The following is an 18,361-nucleotide window of genomic DNA, read 5'->3' on the forward strand; positions in this document are numbered from 1 at the left end:
GGTGCGGGTGAGGAAAGGGTGACGACGTATGAACAGATCCGTCTCCAAGGGCTCCGTGCGGGTACGCCTCGCGCTGAGCGCGGCCCTGGTGTGGGCCGTGCTCGGCACCACGGCGAGCGCGGCGCCGCTCGGCGACGCGGGCGGAGTCGCGAGAGCGAGTGCCGCCGCGCGGGAACGGGGCTGCCCCGTCGTGTATTTCGACCTGGGCGAGACCCTCGTGCACACCGCCGCCGACGGCGGCATCGGCTACCGGCCCGGCGCGGCCTCCTACTTGCGCGCCCTGCGCGTACGCCGCGTCCCCGTCGGCCTGATCACCAATGTGCCGCCCTCCTGGGGCACGACCGACGCCGAGCGCGCCGCCAGGCTGCGGAAGGAGGTCGACGCCACCTGGCGGGGGCCCGAGCCCTTCGCCTGGAAGGATTTCGGCGACCGCGTCCTCACCCCGCGTACCGAGGCGGAACGCAAACCGGCCCCCGCTCTCTGGCAGAGGGCGAAGGCCGGCTCGGGCCGCTGCCGCGTCGTCTATCAGGCGGAGACGGCCGGGGAGGTCAGAGCGGCTTCCTCGCTGGGCTTCGTGTCGTATCAGGTCGGCCGGCCGTACCGGCCGGCGTTTCTGCCGGTCCGGCTGGTCGGACTCCTCGGCCGGTGCTCTGCCGCCTGACCGCCCCGCCGCGCAGCAGCAGTTGGAGGACTCCGATCAGCACCGCCGTGGCGATCGCGCTGTGCCACAGCAGGGCGTCCAGGCGCCCGGCGGCGAGATAGGCGCCCACGGCGATCGCGGCCAGGGCGCACACCGCGCGGTCCACGATGCTCTCGACCGAGAGCAGCGTGGCGCGCGGGGCGTCCGCGGGCACCGCGTCGTTCACCAGCTTGCGCTGGACGGGGTACGCGAAGCCGGTCGCGGCGGCGAACAGGCAGAGCAGCGCGACGACGGCCCACGGCCCGCCGAGCGTCATGGCCGCCAGGGCGACCGCCAGCGCGAGGCTGAGGACCGAGACCCAGGCGACCGGTGACAGGCGGCGGCTCAGCCACTGCGGACGGGCCGACGCCACCGCCTCCGCCACCGTCATCGCCGCCATCACACTGCCGTGCGAGGCCTCCGCGATGCCGTGGTCCAGAAGGATCGGCTGGAAGAGGTTGACCTGGCAGATCCGGGAGAGCGTGAAGACCGCGACGCCCTGCACCATCAGCAGGGCCAGCCATCGCGAGGAGGCGACACAGCGCAGCGCGGCCCCCGCGTCCCGCAGGAACGCGCCGCCCCCGCGCCCGCCGCCCGACCTCTCCGTACCGCCGCCCGTCCCCGCGAGGCGGGGCAGTGCGACGGCGCAGGCGAGGGAGCCCGCCGCACTGGCGGCGCTGAGCACGTACGGGGCCGGGTGCGCCACGGCCATCAGGGGCCCGACCATCGGCCAGCACACGACCTTCGCCACGAGCCCCAGCGCCCGGGCGGTGCCCTCCGCCCGCATGTAGTGCTCGTCGCACTTCTCGGCGCGCAGACCGTCGTACAGGTAGGCGCTGGCCGCTCCCGAGGTGAGCGAACGGCCCGCGGCGATGGCCAGGAAGTGGACGAGGAAGCCGGTGTAGGAGGCGCTGAGCACCGGGGCCAGGTTCGCCGCGGTCATGACCACCGCGCCGGCCCGCAGGCAGTTGCGGGTGCCGATCCGGTCGGCGATCAGGCCCGTCGGGATCTCGAACAGGCAGAAGGCCACGTAGTAGACGCTCTGGATGCCGAAGATCTGCCCGTCCGAAAGTCCGGCCTCCTTCTGGTAGGCGTAGAACACCGGCATCCACCAGAGCAGGTTGAACAGCAACTGGAAGCCGTAGTTGAGCCGGATGACGCGGCGGGCGGTGACGGTGAGGCCGGTGCCCGCCGCCCCTCGGCCGGTACCCGCCCTCACAGCGCGTACGGGCGGATCTGGACCAGCCGGAAGTCGCCCCGGTCGGTCATCAGCCACTCGATGTCCAGCGGCCGGTCCACGTCGGACGCGCTGAAGTGGCCCTGCAGGAGCCGCCCGGTCAGGCACAGGTCGGCGAGCCGGGCGCGGGTGGCGGCGGAGAGCTCGCGGCCCCGGGAACCCAGGGAGACGGTACGGCCGCCGCCCTCCACGGTGTTGTACAGGTACTGCTGCGGCAGGACCGAACCCTCGACCACCTGCTCCGGGGAGCCGGGGAAACAGTTGAGGTAGACGTTGCGGAAGTCCTGGCGGCGGGTCGGATCGCAGGTCACCAGAACCCCGCCGAGCGAGGCGGGCACGTACTCCTGGACGATGACGCCCATGTAGGTGTCGTCCAGGGAGATGCCGACCTGGTGGCGGAGGCGCACGCTGCGGGGCGAGAGCAGCGAGGCCCACACCTGGCGTACGGCGTCCAGGAGTTCGCCGGCTCCGCGGGCGGCGATGACGGAGTCGTAGACGCCCGCCGCGGAGAACCCCGGCAGGTCCTCGGCGTTGGACGAGGAGCGCACCACCAGGCGGCCGTCCGGGCCGGCGGGAGCGGGCAGGGCGTGGCCGATCTGCCGGGCGACCGGCTCGGGGACGGGTGTGTGCCGGATCAGGTGCTGGAGCTGGAGGCAGAGCGAGTCCAGGACGTCGCCCGCGTCGAGTTCGAGTGCCATCTTGAGCTTGCCGATGCCCTGCTGGATGGCGGGGGAGGAGGCCAGGAAGTGCTGCTGGAGCGCGAACGGCAGCGCGACGCCTTCGGGGGCGCCGACCGTGGCGGCCACGAAGTCGGCCGCCGCGGCGCGCAGTTCGGCGGGGGAGGGGGCGTCCAGGCCGAGGCGGGCCGCGAGATGCCCGTAGAGGTCCTCGCGCGGCGGGCGGGGCCGCCCGTAGAAGGCGGTCAGGTCGGCCGTACGGCTGTCGAGCACGTGGTGCAGCTCGCCGAGGTGGGCCGCCTTGGTGCCGTAGCGGTCGCGGTCGGCGGCGCGCAGCCGGTGCAGGGCCAGCACGGGGACGTCTTCGAGCAGCGGCGGGTCGAGGCGGATGCGCTGCCGGTGCCAGGCCGGAGGCCGCAGGTCGGGTTCGTGGTCGAGCCGCTCGAGGGATATCCCGTCCTCGCGGACCCGGTAGCGGACCCACGCGCCGTCCAGGCCGTCCTTCTCGACGAGCTCTTCCAGGTCGCGCACGATCGCGTTGGGTATGCCCCAGCCGGAGGCGAGGACGTTGGTGTGCGAAAGCGGCGTGATCGGCGCGGTGTTGAGGAATCCGGCGACCCGGGGGACGTCGTCCGGCAGGCAGGGCATGGCCACGATGTCCGCCCAGCCGAGCCCGGCCCCCGCCGCCGCGTACGCCGCGTACTCGTCGTGCGTACGGAAGTACCGCAGCCGCCCGGTGGCCTCGCCGGGGTTGAGCGGCGTGCGGGTCCGGGAGCCGAAGAGCTCGTGGCTGAGGATGCGCGGCACGCGCTGTTCGCTGATCGCCGCCAGCTCCTCCTCCTGCCCGTGGTTGGCGGGCTTGAGGAGCAGCGGCAGCCTGCCGTCGACCCGTGCGCGGACGAACTCGTAGAAAAACACGAGGAGTTCACCGTGCATGGTGTCGGCCTCGGTCGTCTCCAGGACGAGGAACGTGCGTTCGCGGCCGTCCGTGTCCTCGTCGGTGTGCAGCGACAGCACGCCGAGCAGGAAGCGGCGCCCGGGGTCCGTGTAGACGGACGCGTTGAAGGCGTCGAGGTCCGCGTCGAGCGCGGCCAGGTCCATGCCCAGGACGCGGGTGGCGATGTAGTTGACGTGGAAGGGGTGCGCGGCGGTGTCGAGCAGGTGCCAGGTGTTCTCGGCACGGTCGACGACGACCTTGAGGTACGGGTGTCCCGCCAGGACGCCGGAGAGCGTACGGAAGAGCGGCAGGGACAGGTTCTCGCCGACGACCGTGCGGTCCGCGGCCGGTTCGGCGGCACCGGTGAGCAGTTGGGCGGTCATACCGAAACCTCCTGCGGGCGGGCGGCGGGCAGCACCCGGGGCAGGGCGTCCACCAGGGTCTCGAAGTCGCGGACCACGGTCCGCGCGTCGGCGGCGGAGAGCAGGCACAGGGCCGCCATGGTGTTGGCGCCGGCGGCCGGGTCGTACACCGGCACGGCACTGCCGTCGGGGAGCGAACTCTCCGCGACCACCGACAGGCGGCTGCCCCGGCTGAGCGGGACGTCCGCCGAGACGGCGCGGAAGTCCCAGACCCTGCGGTCCGGCCAGGCCCGGCCGTGGCCGTCGACCGCGAGGACGACGAGGGAGCCCGCCGCGCCGCGCGCCCGCGCCGGGGTGAGGGCCTGCTCGGGCCATGCGACCGGGCGTCCGAGGAGGTGGTCGACGAGCATGCCGACGAGGTCGAGCCCGAAGACCTCCTCGATCTGCGGCACGGTCATCGCGCCGCCGAACCGGGCGGCCGTCTCGATCAGCCACATGCTGCCGTCGGCGCCGAGCTTGATCTCGGTGTGGGTCCCGCAGTCGCGCAGGCCGAGCGCGTCGACCGCGCGGCGGGCCAGGTCCACGATCCGGTCCTGGGCGTCCCGGGCGAGCAGGGCGGGGGTGATGCTCGCGCGTTCGGTGAACGGCTCGACCGTGGGCATCCGCCCGCTGAGGCACACCGGGTGGAAGGTGCCGTCCGTCACGACGCCCTCGACGCTCACGTAGTCGCCCCAGCCGGGCTCGTCGAACCAGTCCGACGCGGTGCCGGTGACGATCCGCTCGACCACGTAGTGCGCGTCGGCCTCGGCCACATGCAGCTCCGCGTAGCCGAGTTGGGCCGATTCGGCCATCACCTCACGGGAGCGGGCCCAGGCGGCCGGCACCTCGTGCGGGGAGCGGATGATCTGGTGCGCGGTGGAACCGGCGCTCCAGGCCGCCTTGAGCAGCAGCGGTCCCGGAAGGGCGCGCGCCGCCGCGTGCAGGTCGGCCTCGGTGTCCACCGGACGGAACTCGGGCTGCGGCAAACCGTGTTGCCGCCAGGTGCGGCGCATCAGCCGCTTGTCGCGGGCGAGCGCGGCGGCGCCGCCGGCCCCCGCGAGACCGAGCGCCTCGCACGCCTCGGCGACGGCCACGACCGCGTACTCGGAGAAGGTGAGCACCGCGTCGGCGCCCACGGCCTCGGCCCGGGCGACGATCAGGGACACCAGGTCGCGGCGGTGCGCGTCGGCCGGGGTCACGACCGAGGCGCACAGTCTGCGGGCGGAGCCTGCCACGGCGGGAGGAAGAGCGCTGAGCGCCAGCAGGTGCACTTCCGCCTTCGCGGCCGTCCGGGACAGGACGTGACCGAGCGGCGGACCACCCTTGGCATGCACTAACAGCACCTTGCTCACTGAAGTTCGTCTCCAATCGTCCGGTGTCAACGGATCGCCGTATGCCGGGGGAACGTGTAGTGGTTCCGGGGGCTCCGCGGCCCCCGTGGCGGGGCGTGTTCACCCGCTCACTCAAGGGGACCAGGCCGCGGACGCCCGCGACGCCTCAGGGGAAGCCCGCGACTCAGGCATTTGCCTGAGTCCCGGAGCGCCTCCGCCTCTGCCGCCGCTCCCGCCACAGCGGCACCCGGCCGAGAACCGGGCGTGTGCGGAGCGCGGCCGGGACATCCGGCGTTATGTGACTGAGCGTCAGCCAGCCATATACGGACGGAGACCGCAGTGGACGATTCCAGGCTCACAGCGCTGCTCGAGCACCTTCCCGCGTTCTGGTGGGAGGCCGACGAGACGGGGCAGGTGCTGGAACAGGGGGGCGGCGCCTTCACCGACAGGGACACGGAACGGCGCTTCCTGGACCGGCTGCGCGGGGAACTCCCCGGCCCGGGCCACTCGCCGCAGGGAGGCCGCCGGCAGATCCGGTTCGACGGCCGCACCTTCGAGGTCAGCCACACTTTCGAGGTCGGCCACACCTTCGACGTCGGCCGGCTACCGGGCGAGAGCCGGGCCCGCGGTCGTACGCGCGGCCTCGCGATGGAGGTCGGCACCCGCGCCGAGGCCCCGCGCAGCCATGCGGCCTTCGCGGACCTGGTGGACCTCGCCCCGGCCGCCGCCTTCATACGGGACGGCGACGGACGCTACCTGTGGGCCAACCACGCCTACGGGCACCTCTACGACACGGTCCCGGACGAGGTCGTCGGCAAGTACATAGAGGACCTCGACGAGCCCGCCGAGGCCGACCGGTTCCGCACCCTCGACCAGGAGATCCTCAGCCGGGGCACGCCGGTGCGCCACACCGTCGGCTACCGGCGCCGGGACGGCAGCGCGGGCCGGGCGGTGGGCCACCGCTTCCCCGTCCGGGAGAACGCGCAGACCTGCGTCGCCGGGATCTACGTGGACGTCACGGACCACCTGCGCGCCACGGTCCGCTGGCAGGAGGCCGAGGAGAACCTGCAAGCCCTGCGCGACCACAGCGGCCTGCCCTGCGCGCTGCTCTCGGCGAACGGGCGCGTGGTCGAGGCGAGCGCGGCGGCGGCCGAACTGCTCCGGCTCAGCCCGCACGACCTGGTCGGCCGCCGCGCGCACACCCTGCTCGCCCCGGAACCCGACCCCGACCGGCTGCTCCGGCGCTGGAACGGCCTGATAGCGCGCCGCACCAGGAGGGTGGAGACGTCCGTGACGCTCGTGGACGCCCAGGGGCTGCGGCGCCGCGCACGGCTCCACCTGACGACGACCGGCCACTCCACCACCCGGGCCCGGCACGTCTGGGCGGTCGTCACCCACCTGAGCCTCGCCCACGAGGCACACGCGCCGCTCACCGCCGCACAGGTCCGCATCCTCTCCCTCCTGGCGGAGGGCAGCAGCAACGGCGACATCGCCACGTCGCTGCAACTGTCCCGGCAGACGGTCGACTACCACCTCGGCCGCCTGCGCCGACTCCTGGGCGCGGCGACCCGCCCGGCCCTCGTCGCCCGCGCCTACGTCCTCGGCATCCTGACCCCGTGCACCTGGCCGCCGCGCTCCGCCACGGCGGCCCACCCCCTCAGCGCCGTCTGACGGGCGGGCGGCGGCCACGGTCCGCCACATGTCCGGCTCCTCGTCCGGTCCGCGGGACACGCCGGAGGCGTAGCGGTGCCCGACCGGCTCGCCTGTGCCGAACCCGTCTGACGCCAGGCCGCCTTGTACGGCCGCTGTACGGGGAGGGGAAACCCACCCCGTACAGCGGCGCGGCGGTCAGCCGCCGCCGATCCCGCCCCCCTGTCGAAAATGGGTCTCCGGCATCCGGTTGTCGTGAGGCAACGGTTCCTTCGTCCCCAGACGGGCCCAGACCCAGAACGTCCCCAGGCCCACGACCAGCAGGCCGACCGGAATGAGTATCGCGAGAGCCCACTCGGGCATGCCGCCTCCCCCTGGCGCCTTCCGACCTGTCAAGCGCCATGCCACCACGGTAGGGCCCACCACTGACATCCCCGGGTCCCGAGGGGCGAACAGGCCCTGCAGGCCGGCAGGGTCGCAGGCGTTCTCCCAGTGCTCGACGATGCCGTCCGTCCGCGAACCGCCACAGCCCGCAGAAGGGCATGGCGACGGGCTGCGGGTGCGTCGCCCGCAGGACTCCGAGGACGGCCCCGAAGTGGTCGGAGGCCGCGATGCGGGACACGTCCATGGTCAGGGTGTGCACGGTCAGGCGCACGAGGGCCTGTTCGTGGGCGAGCACGGCGTCGTACCCGCACCGTCCGGCTCACCGGGCCGGGTTCGGCCCCACCGCCCCTGGAGGGCAGTCCGGTGAGCAGGTCGCCGCGCGCGTGGCCGAGCCGATGGTGCTGCGCGGGGTCCTCACCGGGCCAGTCCGGCCCGCACCCGCGTCTGCCGCTCCTGCTGCGGTGGCCCACCGGGGATGTGCCCGAGCCGCATGGGGTCACCGGTGATCGGTGCCCCGACGGGCCCGGAACGACGGTGGCCGCACCGACGGAACGGAGCACTGGCTCGCCTCGTCGATGACCGCGCACCCCGTGCTACCCTTACCCGTTTGCATCGTCGCCGTGTCGGTGCTCCCTGCGGTGTCCCAGGCTGGTGGCCGCGACCCGGCCGCGCCTTCCTCGGTACGGTCTCTTCGAAGGAAGGCTTTCTGTGAGCAGCGGATCAGCACGTGCCGATGCCCGGCGACAGGACCGCGCGCCCGAGGCATCGGACGCCACCCCGGCGCGGCCCGCGGCGGCGTCCTTCGCGGAGCTGGGGCTGCCGGCCGAGGTGCTGCGGGTGCTCGGCGAGCGGGGTGTGAGCAAGCCCTTCCCCATCCAGGCGGCGGCGCTGCCGAACGCTCTCGCGGGGCGGGACGTCCTGGGCCGGGGCCGCACGGGATCCGGCAAGACCCTCGCCTTCGGCCTGGGGATGCTCGCCCGGACGGCCGGGCGGCGCGCGCAGTCCAAAGAGCCGCTGGCACTCGTGCTGGTGCCCACCCGGGAGCTGGCGCAGCAGGTCGGCGAGGCGCTCACCCCGTACGCCGAGGCGCTGCGGCTGCGGCTCACGACCGTGGTGGGCGGAGTGTCCGTCGGACGGCAGGCCGCCGCGCTGCGCGACGGCGCCGAGATCGTCGTCGCCACCCCCGGCCGGCTGCACGACCTCATCGAGCGCAAGGACTGCCGACTGGGACGGGTGCGCATCACGGTCCTGGACGAGGCGGACCAGATGTGTGACATGGGATTCCTGCCGCAGGTCAGCGAGATCCTGGACCAGGTGCGTTCCGACGGACAGCGGATGCTGTTCTCCGCCACTCTCGACCGCGACGTCGACGAACTGGTGCGGGGCTACCTGCGCGACCCCGCCGTCCACTCCGTGGACCCCTCGTCCGCCGCGGTGCCCGCGATCGAGCACCACGTCTTCGTCGTGCACGGCCCCGACCGGTACGCCGTGACCACGGAGATCGCCGCCCGGGACGGCCGCGTCCTGCTGTTCCTGGACTCCAAGCACGGCGTCGACCAGCTCACGCGGCACCTGCGGGCCAGCGGCGTGGCCGCCGCCGCCCTGCACAGCGGGAAGTCCCAGCCGCAGCGCACCCGCACCCTGGCCCAGTTCAGGAACGGACAGATCACCGCGCTGGTGGCGACGAACGTCGCCGCACGCGGCCTCCACGTCGACGACCTCGACCTCGTGGTCAACGTCGACCCGGCCACCGACCCGAAGGACTACCTGCACCGCGCGGGCCGCACGGCCCGGGCCGGCCGCTCCGGCACCGTCGTGACCCTCGTCCTGTCGGGGCAGCGCCGCGAAACGAGCCAGGTCATGGCGGACGCCGGCGTCGCTTCCAAGGTCAGCAAGGTGCGCTCCGGCGAGGCGGAGCTGAGCCGTATCACCGGCGCCCGGGCCCCCTCCGGCGATCCCCTCGACGGCGGGCCGGCCGCATCACGCCCCAAGAACCACAACACCCCGTTCCGCGGCCTGGGCAGCACCAAGGACACGAACAACGGCTCCGGCGGCAAGCCGTCCCGCAAGACCACCGAGGCCCGCAAGCTCGCGGAGGCCCGCAAGGCCGCCCGAGTGCGGCGCGGCGGCTGAGCCCCCGGCTCCACGGACCACACCGCCTTCTGCGCAGGTCCGGCGGGGGCTGCTCCTCGGCGGCCGGCCCGAGCGCTCTCGGCCCGGTCGCCGGCCGAACGGCGCGTCAACCGCCTCGACCGCCACGACTTGGCTTCCTGTCATCCGGCGCGGGGTCGGCGCGCACATCCCCGTGTGCCGCGGGTGATCCGCGGACGACAGCGGAACCCCACTCCGGACGGCTGCGGCCGCTCCCCGCCGGCCGGGCTCTCAGAGACCGAGATGGTCGCCCAGCTCGGCGTAGTCGACCTGCCAGAGGCCAGGGGAGCCCGTCGGGTACTGGGAGCGGAATCCGAGCATGCGCTGGACGCGGGGCGAGAGCGTCCTGGCGACCTCCATGTCGACCAGGAAGGGGTATGCCTCCTCGCCGGTGAGGTACCCCGGGTTGAGGGCGAAGGCCACGGCCCGCCGGTACTCGTCGCGGGTGTGGTTCGCCCCACCACCGTGTGCGGTCTTGCCGCTGAACAGCAGGGCGTCCCCGGCGTTCATGAGGGCGGGAACCGTCTGCTCGGGAGTCCCGCGGTCCTCGAAGTCGCTCCAGCGGTTGCTCCCCGGGATGACGCGGGTGGCGCCGTTCGCCTCCGTGAAGTCGGTCAGGGCGATCAAGAAGTTGAGGGTGACTTCCGGACCGCTGGGCCCCATGCCGATGAAGGGGAACCAGTTCTCCAGGTCCCGGTGCAGCATCTGCGCCCGGCTCTGGGGGCCGATCTCGATCACCTGGGCGGTGGTCATCCAGTACGTACCCGACTCCGGGAGGAAGATCCGGTCGCAGATCTCGTGGACCAGGCGGTGCTCGAGGATCTCGTTGCGGAACGTGGCGCTGTGCGTGACCAGGTTCGTGAGTCGCTTGGTGTTGCTGCCGTGGAAGGCGGCCACCATGCCGTCCTCGTGGGTCGAGCCCGGGCGAAGCGTCCGCAGCGGCGGCTCGATCTCGGTGTTGAAGCGGTTCATCTGCTCCCTCGTCAGGAAGTTCCTGACGATGACGCCTCCATCGCGGGTCAGGGGCTTGACGATCTCGTCCGTCGACGCGTCGGCCGCCACCGACGGCAGGGTCGGATGCTGCTCCCGTGTTGTCATGTGAATTCTCTCCCTCAAGGTGAAATGCGGTTGGCCGTACGCCCGATCGTGGCGGTCGCTTCGCTGTCTCCGGCCACGATCGCCGGCGGGAACGACAGCGGCGCCTGCTTCGCCCGGGCCGGTGCATGGTGGACAGGCCGGTCGCGCCGCCGACCTCGTGCGGCTGTCGGCAGCCGCGCGCTGTCTCGGCCGAGACGGCTCCCGACTCGGTCGTTCACGCGATGACGCGCTCGGCGGCCCGCCGGCCCGTCAGAACCGCGCCGTTCAAGGTGCCGGCCCATTCGCCGGCGGTTTCGGAGCCGGCCCAGTGGACGCGCCCGTGGGGCTCGGTCAGCGCCTTGCCGTAGCTCACGGTCGCGTAGGCGGTGACGGCAGGATGGGGGCCGCCAGGGGCAAAAGGTTCCGCTCCCCGGCAGTGGTCCACGGAGTCGATGGGGGTCCGGGCCCGCGGACCGTAGCGGCGCCGGCCTCCCGTCCACACCACCTTGCGGTCCTGGCCGAACCGGTCGGTCGTCGTACAGCCCACTCGGCTCGCGAGGTCCCGGTGGCAGTGTGGCGCCGTGCCACCCACGTCGCTCCGAGGCCGACCGGCACGCCTGCCACCTCGCCGGAGAGCGATCCGCCGCCGACCCGGTCGCGGCCTTCCACGGCCAGGACGGACCGCCCGGCGCCCACCGGTCGCCCGGCAGCGCCCGGACCGGCGAAGCCGGTACCGACGACCACGACGTCGACCGTGGTGTTCCTGGAGTGGGTCTCACGGGATCCGGACATGACGTCCTCCTTCACCCACGCGGTTCGCGTGTTGCGAGATGTACGTCGTGATGGGACCGACGAGGGCCTCGGGGAGGTGATGGCCCATGCCGGGGATGACCACGTGCCGGGCCGAGCGGATCGCCCGGGCGGTCGCGGCGCCGCCGCTCGGATGCACCAGGGGGTCCCGGTCGCCGTTGATGACCAGCGCCGGGGCCGTGATCCGGCTCAGCTGGGCCGTTCGGTCTCCGGAGCGTTGGATCGCCTGGACCTGGCGCGCCGTGCCGGCCGCCGGATCACCGGCGCTGCGATCCCAGCCACGAGCCGCGACGGCCGCCTCGGCCGCGTCATCGATGGGATGTCCCACCCCCGCGATGTGCCCGGTGAGCCGCAGATGAGCGCGGACGGCCGCGGTTCTGGTCCGCGCCGGCGGGGCGGCGAGGAGCCTCAGCGTCGACAGAGCCGGCTGACCGACCCCGCGTGCCCCGGTGGTGGAGTAGAGGGAGGTCAAGGACAGGGTCCGCTCGGGTGCCGCGGCAGCGATCGTCTGCGCGATCATTCCGCCCATCGACCGTCCGACCAGGTGGACCCGCGAGATCCCGAGATGGTCGAGTACGCCGACGGCGTCCTGGGCCATGTCGGCCAGCGCGTACGCATCGTCGCGCGGACGCGCGGCGATCCGGCGCCAGAGTCCGGGAGGGGGAGCGGCGACGAACGTCGACCGGCCGGCGTCGCGGTTGTCGATGGCGACGACCCGGAAGCCGCGGTCGACGAGTGAGCCGACGAACGAGCCGGTCCAGAAGGTGAGGTCCTCGCCCAGTCCCGCGATGAGCAGGACGGCGGGGCCGGCCCTGTCTCCGAAGTCCCGGAAACAGATCGTCATCCCGGACGGCAGGGGCGCGTACCGGTCGGTGCTTTCGGCGTACTGATCGGTGCTCTCGGCGCAGCTCGTCTCAGGCATGGGCGGCCCACCTCCCGGTCCGCTGAGCGGACGACCGGGCGGCGCCGAACACGAGGTGCTCGTCGGCCACCGGACCGCGCAGAGCCCTGGCGTCCTCGGGGTAGGACATCGCCATCCGCCAGGGCTTCTCGAGGCCCTGCTTGGGCAGGAGCTTCTCGCCGCGCTTGGCGTACCCGGCCTGAAGGTCCATGACGGGCCTGCGCTTCGTGCCCGACGGTGCGATCGGAACCACCGTGTCGTATCCGCGGGCGTCCATGTGCCGGACCAGATCGATGAAGTATCGGCACACCGGTCCCACCTTGAGCGTCCAGGACGAGGTGGTGTAACCGATCGCCATCGCCCAGTTCGGGATCCCGCTCAGCAGCGTTCCGCGGTAACAGAGCGCGTCCGCGATGTCGACCCGGCGCCCGTCGACCACGAGGGGCATCCCGTCGAAGAGCCGGAGGTTCAGCCCCGTCGCGGTGACGATGACGTCGGCTTCCAGCTCCTCGCCCGACGCCAGGACGATTCCGCGCCTGCTGAACCGCACCACGGCGTCGGTGACGACGGAGGCCCTTCCCGCCGTGATCGCGTCGAAGAAGTCGCCGTCCGGTGCCAGGCACAGCCGCTGGTCCCACGGGTCGTACGGCGGGTTGAAGTGCTTGTCGACGTCGAATCCCTTGGGAAGGCGCTTGATGTTCCCGCGCCGGATCAGGGCTCGTCCGGCTCCGGGGAAGGCCCGCAGACCCTTGACGACGGCTCGGTCGGCCCAGATGTTCTTGAACCGCGTCACGGCGTACCCGCGCTCTTCTCCAAGCAGCTTCGTGAGCGCCAGGGCGACCCTGTCGACTCGGGGGAACGCCATGACGTACGTGGGTGTGCGCTGCAGCATCGTCACGTGCCGGGCGGCGTCCGCCCCGGTGGCCAGGGCCGGCACCAGCGTGACCGCGGTCGCGCCGCTGCCGATGACGACGACCTTCTTGCCCCGGTAGTCGAGACCCTCGGGCCAGTGCTGCGGATGGACGATCCGGCCCTCGAAGTCGTCCCACCCCGGGAACTCCGGGGAATATCCCTCGTCGTACCGGTAGTAGCCGGTGGCGGCGAAGACCCATCCGGCGCGGATCGTCTTGGTCCGGGTCTCTCCCGTGTCGGGGTCCGACGTCCGGACGGTGAGGGTCCACCGGGAGTCCGCCGAGGCCCATTCCGCGCCGACGACCCGGTGGCGGAGTCTGAGGACGCGCTCCAGGCCGTTCTCCTCGACCGCTTCCCGGAGGTACTCCTTGATGAGGGGAGCGTCGGCGATCGCGGCTTCGTGACGCCACGGCTTGAACTCGTACCCGAACGTGTGGAGGTCGGAGTCCGAGCGGATTCCGGGATAGCGGAACAGGTCCCACGTGCCCCCGATGTCGTCGCGCGCTTCCAGCACGACGAGCGACCTGTCGGGGAGCCCCCGGCTGAAATAGGCGGCCGCGCCGATCCCGGAGATCCCTGCTCCGATGATCACCACGTCGAACTCCTCAACGGCGCCCAACACTTCGGCTGTCATGGCGGTTTCCTCGCTGTCCCATGGCGGAAGCCTCACTGTCTCCGGCCACGACCGCCGGCGGGAACGACAGCGGGCACCTGCTTCGCCCGGGCCTGGTGCACGATGCACAGGCCGGTCATGCCGCCGCCTTCACAGGGTGGTCGGCAGCCGGGCGCGGTCCCGGCCGAGACCGCACCCTGGCTTTCCGAAGCTTTCCGAGACTTTCCGAGGAGCGGGACGCCTTGGCGGCGACTGCTGTGTGCCGGCATCCCGCTCCTCGCCGGCACCACCGAGAGCGTCTCAACGATCGGCGAGCCGACCGGCCGTCCACGAGGCGACGGCGCCGGGCCCCTTGCGACGCCACCAACGGCGTGATAGTTCTGCGGCGTTTAGTACCACTAAACACCTCCTGAACTCTTGAGGATCCATGCGCGCGGTTGTTCTCACAGACCCGGCCACGCCCGTCGAGGTGGCGGATGCCGGCCTCGCCGATCCGCGGACGGGGGAAGCCCGGGTTCGCACCACCGCGGGCGTGTGCGAAGACGCCGTGGTGGTGGCCATGGGGCCCCGCCGGCCGGTGCCTTGGCGGAGTCCGAGCCCGCTGGGGCCGACCGAGGCCGAGGCGCGGAATCCTCGGTCCGTGCCCGTGCCCGTGCCCGTGCCCGTGACACGGCACGCCCGGAGCGTCTGCTTCACGGGATCAAGGGGACGCTGAGGACATGGAAGAGCTGTGGCTCCCGCCCTCCCGCGAGGTCGCTGATGCGATCAGGTCACTGTGCCAGCGCCTGCTGACGGAAACGGACGCCCTGGTCGACGCCTTCGCGAGGCCCTCTCTCGTGGCCCAGAACGACCCCGCCCTCCTCGCGGACGCGTCGCTGGTGGGGGAGGACCGCGAGCTCAACCGCTCCGACCTCGTCCAATGGCTGACCGCGAACGTTCAGCAACCAGGGCGGCGGGTGGCGCCCTACGTAGGTCCGAGGACAACGGCGTACATCAACGATCTCGTATCCCGGGGCATCGCGCCCGACTTCGCCGTCGCCTGGCGGGTGGCACTGGGGATCGGCTGGCGGCGCTGGCTGGAGGAGTGCGTGGCGCACTGCGCGGAGCCCGGCCTTCTCGTAGAGGTCCTGGACGTGACAGGGCAGTCCTTGGCACAGTACGCCCTCGACTCGGTCGCGGCCCTGCGCCAAGCCGGCCTCGCCGCGGCGATGGGCACCACGGACGCCGAGGGAATCGCACTGATCCAGCTGATCGCCGGCGGGGCACCGATGGCGGAGGACTTCGTCGAGGGGCGCCTGCGCTACAAGATGGCGCGGTGGCACGTGGGCCTCGTGTTGTGGATCGCCGACCCTCAGCAGGCCGGTGTCCTGGAAGAGGCGATCTCTGCCGTGCGCTCCGCTGCCGGAGACCGGAGTGTCCTGGTGGCGCGCGCCACCGCAACGTCGCGGTGGGTCTGGCTCTCGGGAGAGGCCGCCCCGGACCTCCACCACGTGGAGAAGGCCCTCGCGACGACCGACGGGGTCCGTGTAGCGGTGGGACGACCTGGGCGCGGACTCGAAGGGTTCCGGTCCAGCCACCAGGACGCCCTCGCGGCACAGGCGTTAATCATCCGGCTGGGGTGCGACCGGCGACACACCGCCTACGCCGACGTCGAGCTGATCGACGCGCTCACCAAGGACCGCGCCGGTGCACGTCGGTTCGTCATCAACACCCTCGGACCGTTGGCCGAAGCCGACCCGGCCCTACGGCAGGCACTCCTCACCTACGTTCAGTGCGGCTTCAACACCACCCGGGCGGCCACCAACCTCTACGCGCACCGCAACACGGTGGAACGGCGGGTCTCACGCGCCAACGAGTTCTCGGCCGTCAAGGTGGAGGACAACCCGGCCCATGTGGCGGCGGCGCTCCTGCTCCTGGACCTCGCACCGGACATCGTGGCGTCCCCTCAGAGCCGAACTCACACCACGGGGTCGCGGTGCCCGGGATTCGCCGGGTGACGAGCGTACCCATGGATTGCCCGCCATCCGGTTGAGTACGGCTGCCGCGCCGCTGCCAGTGCCCAGACCCTTGCCGCAGCACCTCACGCTCACCGCGGCGGGCCGACAGCCGATCCTCCCGCACGACGACGCACCGCGATGCGCCCGACCCCGCGCCGACGCGACGGTCTCAGGCCGGTTGGCGGCAGGTGGCCCGCGAACGCGGCAGCGCTCGCGGACCGTACTGCTTCGGCTTCGCCTCGGCGATCCGCCCGTGTACCGGCACCTCATGACGGGCCCGGAGCAGAAGTACACCGCCGGTTCATCGAGACGAGCGACGACGGGCTGCTCGCGGCTCCCCTGGTCTCCGTGCGCAGGCGGGCGGCCCGGTCCGGCCACCCCGTCATTCCGCAACAAGCCGCGCCGACGGCCCGCCGACAGCCCTCCGCGGACTACCCTGCCGGGAGCCTCCGCGGCCTACCCGCCCGGGCGGGAACGTCGCGCCCAGCACCGGACGCCACGCCCCTAGAAGAAGCCGAGTTTCTTGGGGGAGTAGTTCACCAGGAGCTTCTTCGTCTGCTGGTGGTACAGCAGTGGCACCAGGCTGACCTGGGCAAACGTTAGTGCGGACGGCTTCTCGGGCGGTGCTGGTCCGGGAATGGTCCGGATCTTGGTCTGTCAGTCCGGCTTCCTCGGGCTGCTGTCGCCTGTCAGCGGCGGGCAACCAACTCGCGAAGGCGGATGAGATGTCAGTCGTCAGTCGGTGGAGCTGCGCTCGTTGTCCAGTGACGTCGAAGTCTGCAGATTGAAGCTTCACTTTGCGGGGGATCTTGCGGCGGAAGAGTTACCTTGCAGTGAGGGGCGGGGTTAGCCGGACGTGGTGCATGCGTTAGATGTCCTGCCGGGTGGTTGGGCCGGGCCGCCGACGGACGGGTTCGAGGTCGCGTACGTCGCCCCGGACGGGGCGGAGTCACGGCGCCCGCTGGCGGACGCGTAGGCGGTGCCGTTCAAGTACGCCCTCCCCGTACGGACCTTCGCGTCGTACCGGCGGCAGCGCAACCTGCCAGGTCCGTGGTGGTTCGCGACGACGGGCGGCCACGTCGGGTAAGTCCTGGCTGGAGCATGACCAGGTGATGCTGCTGGATTTCCATCCGGCGGTGGTGGGGATCTCGTCACAGCCCTTCTGGTTGTTCTGGTCGGCGGCGAACGGCCGGCCGGTCTCACGCGCCGGACTCCTTGGCCCGCCGGGGACGGGACGGCCGCGGTCGTCGACTGCCGCCCGGCCGAGCGCCGGGGTCCGCGGGACTGGGCGAAGTTCGACGCGACGGGGACGGCCTGCGGTCAGGTGGGATGGAAGTGCCGGCTGCTGGGCGCCCCCGGAAGCGGTGCTGGTGCGCAGTGTGCGGTGGCTGGCGGAATACCGCCATCTCCGGCACCGGCTCGGGCCGGTGGATCCGCGGCTGGGGCAGGTGTTCACCGAGCCGTAGCCGCTGATGGAGGGGCCGCGGCGGCGGGTGAGCCGGTGACCAGGGGCGGGGGCTCGGGGATGCTGTGGCCGGACGGCTGGGTGACCTTCGGCGGTGACGAGCACCAGGTGGTGGCGCTTTCCGGGAGGCGGTGCGGTTGGTCTATGAGCCGGGCGCGGGGAACCGGGGCCCCAGCCCCGGCTGCCCCCCCCCGCCCGGCCTGTCGCGGGTACGCACACGCGCGTACATGCGCGTATCCGCTTGTCGCTCCAAGGAGCGCCGGCCTGGGTGACCTGTCTTACAGGAGCTAACACAATGAGTTGATTTGTCTGAGGGTGATGAGGCAGCAGGCGAGTTTGAGGAAGGCTTCGTGGATGTCGGCGCGTCGTTCCCAGCGGATGCGCAGGCGTCTGAAGCCATGGAGCCAGGCGAAGGTGCGCTCTACCACCCAGCGGTGGACGCCCAGTCCGCTGCCGTGTGGTGTGCCGCGGCGCGCGATGACGGGCAGGATTCCTCGGGCCCGGACCTCTACGCGGTAGCAGTCGTGGTCGTAGCCGCGGTCGGCGAAGACAGCCTCCGGCCTGCGACGAGGACGGCCACGCCGGCCTCTGACAGGCGGGATGGCATCGAGCAGGGGCAGCAGCTGGGTGCCATCATTGCGATTGCCGCCGGTCAGGATCACAGCGAGCGGGGTGCCGTGCCCGTCGGTGACCAGGTGGTGCTTGGAGCCGGGCCGGGCCCGGTCGACCGGCGACGGGCCCGTCGCGATCCCCCTTTTAGCGCCCTGACGTGGCTGGAGTCCACGACACAACGGGACCGGTCGAGCCGGGCGGCGGCGTTCAGCTCCGCCAGCAGCACCTCGTGCAGGCGCTGCCAGAGGCCGGCCTCGTTCCAGTCCCGCAGCCGACGCCAGCACGTCATCCCCGAGCCGAACCCCAGCTCCTGGGGAAGATGCTCCCACTGGAGGCCCGTGTGCAGCACGTACAGGATCCCGCACAGCACCTCCCGGTCCGGCAACGGCCTGCGGCCCGGGTACCGGAACTGACGTTCCTTCCTCGGCAGCAGCGGCTCGACCCGCTCCCACAGCTCATCCGACACAACCCACGGCGAAGCCCCCCCCACGAGCCGGACAACGCTCAACCCACCCGCCGGACACGGC

The 18,361-nt window shown here is 72.2% G+C and carries 13 protein-coding genes; 4 read left to right on the top strand and 9 right to left on the bottom strand.

All coding sequences use genetic code 11. The features are described 5' to 3' along the window. Window positions 1-28 precede the first annotated feature (28 nt). Window positions 29-661: a hypothetical protein gene (locus ACH4PU_RS11655; protein ID WP_398269626.1), complete on the top strand. Its 633-nt coding sequence runs from the start codon at window positions 29-31 to the stop codon at window positions 659-661. Here ACH4PU_RS11655 and ACH4PU_RS11660 read toward each other — a convergent pair. Genes ACH4PU_RS11660 through ACH4PU_RS11670 form a run of 3 tightly spaced genes read right to left on the bottom strand, consistent with a single transcriptional unit; the run spans window position 549 to window position 5,283 of the window. Then, entirely contained in the window at window positions 549-1,898 is a 1,350-nt protein-coding gene (locus ACH4PU_RS11660; protein WP_398269629.1) for an MFS transporter, read from the bottom strand. The two genes, ACH4PU_RS11655 and ACH4PU_RS11660, sit on opposite strands and share 113 nt — an antisense overlap. Continuing rightward, window positions 1,895-3,913, bottom strand: a complete 2,019-nt coding sequence (locus tag ACH4PU_RS11665) for a PEP/pyruvate-binding domain-containing protein (RefSeq protein ID WP_398269632.1) — start codon at window positions 3,911-3,913, stop codon at window positions 1,895-1,897. The genes ACH4PU_RS11660 and ACH4PU_RS11665 overlap by 4 nt, the downstream gene beginning before the upstream one ends. After that, window positions 3,910-5,283, bottom strand: a complete 1,374-nt coding sequence (locus ACH4PU_RS11670; RefSeq protein WP_398269635.1) for an acetyl-CoA carboxylase biotin carboxylase subunit family protein — start codon at window positions 5,281-5,283, stop codon at window positions 3,910-3,912. The genes ACH4PU_RS11665 and ACH4PU_RS11670 overlap by 4 nt, the downstream gene beginning before the upstream one ends. Before the next feature lie 318 nt (window positions 5,284-5,601). Between ACH4PU_RS11670 and ACH4PU_RS11675 the strand changes: the two genes are divergently transcribed. Then, a complete protein-coding gene (locus ACH4PU_RS11675) occupies window positions 5,602-6,933 on the top strand; it encodes a PAS domain S-box protein (RefSeq protein WP_398269638.1) in 1,332 nt (443 codons plus the stop codon). A 177-nt stretch (window positions 6,934-7,110) separates the two neighbouring features. Here ACH4PU_RS11675 and ACH4PU_RS11680 read toward each other — a convergent pair whose 3' ends face one another. Further along, a complete protein-coding gene (locus ACH4PU_RS11680) occupies window positions 7,111-7,275 on the bottom strand; it encodes a hypothetical protein (RefSeq protein ID WP_398269641.1) in 165 nt (54 codons plus the stop codon). A gap of 831 nt (window positions 7,276-8,106) precedes the next feature. Between ACH4PU_RS11680 and ACH4PU_RS11685 the strand changes: the two genes are divergently transcribed. Beyond that, window positions 8,107-9,429 (top strand): DEAD/DEAH box helicase, encoded by a 1,323-nt coding sequence (locus ACH4PU_RS11685; protein ID WP_398269909.1) that lies wholly within the window; start codon window positions 8,107-8,109, stop codon window positions 9,427-9,429. Between the two features lie 249 nt (window positions 9,430-9,678). Here ACH4PU_RS11685 and ACH4PU_RS11690 read toward each other — a convergent pair whose 3' ends face one another. The 4 genes from ACH4PU_RS11690 to ACH4PU_RS11705 form a co-directional block, all read right to left on the bottom strand. Continuing rightward, window positions 9,679-10,545, bottom strand: a complete 867-nt coding sequence (locus ACH4PU_RS11690) for a phytanoyl-CoA dioxygenase family protein (RefSeq protein ID WP_398269644.1) — start codon at window positions 10,543-10,545, stop codon at window positions 9,679-9,681. Between the two features lie 214 nt (window positions 10,546-10,759). After that, complete coding sequence (locus ACH4PU_RS11695) at window positions 10,760-11,071, bottom strand: FAD-dependent oxidoreductase (protein WP_398269647.1); 312 nt, start codon at window positions 11,069-11,071, stop codon at window positions 10,760-10,762. 228 nt (window positions 11,072-11,299) lie between these two features. After that, window positions 11,300-12,256 carry an alpha/beta fold hydrolase gene (locus ACH4PU_RS11700; protein ID WP_398269650.1) on the bottom strand — a complete coding sequence of 319 codons (957 nt, stop codon included), beginning with the start codon at window positions 12,254-12,256 and terminating at the stop codon, window positions 11,300-11,302. Continuing rightward, window positions 12,249-13,781 (bottom strand): flavin-containing monooxygenase, encoded by a 1,533-nt coding sequence (locus ACH4PU_RS11705; RefSeq protein WP_398269653.1) that lies wholly within the window; start codon window positions 13,779-13,781, stop codon window positions 12,249-12,251. Before ACH4PU_RS11705 ends, ACH4PU_RS11700 begins: the two co-directional genes overlap by 8 nt. A 698-nt stretch (window positions 13,782-14,479) precedes the next feature. Between ACH4PU_RS11705 and ACH4PU_RS11710 the strand changes: the two genes are divergently transcribed. Further along, window positions 14,480-15,757 (top strand): PucR family transcriptional regulator, encoded by a 1,278-nt coding sequence (locus ACH4PU_RS11710; protein WP_398269656.1) that lies wholly within the window; start codon window positions 14,480-14,482, stop codon window positions 15,755-15,757. A gap of 1,752 nt (window positions 15,758-17,509) precedes the next feature. On the opposite strand, the gene ACH4PU_RS11715 is transcribed toward ACH4PU_RS11710, so the two are convergent. Next, window positions 17,510-18,324 (bottom strand): IS5 family transposase gene (locus ACH4PU_RS11715; RefSeq protein WP_398269912.1). Its coding sequence is split into 2 segments (ribosomal slippage): window positions 17,510-17,982 and window positions 17,982-18,324, totalling 816 coding nucleotides; the frame shifts between segments, so codons are not numbered across the junction. Between the last annotated feature and the right edge of the window lie 37 nt (window positions 18,325-18,361).

It is taken from the genome of Streptomyces sp. NPDC021100, from assembly GCF_044333095.1.
Classification (GTDB): domain Bacteria; phylum Actinomycetota; class Actinomycetes; order Streptomycetales; family Streptomycetaceae; genus Streptomyces.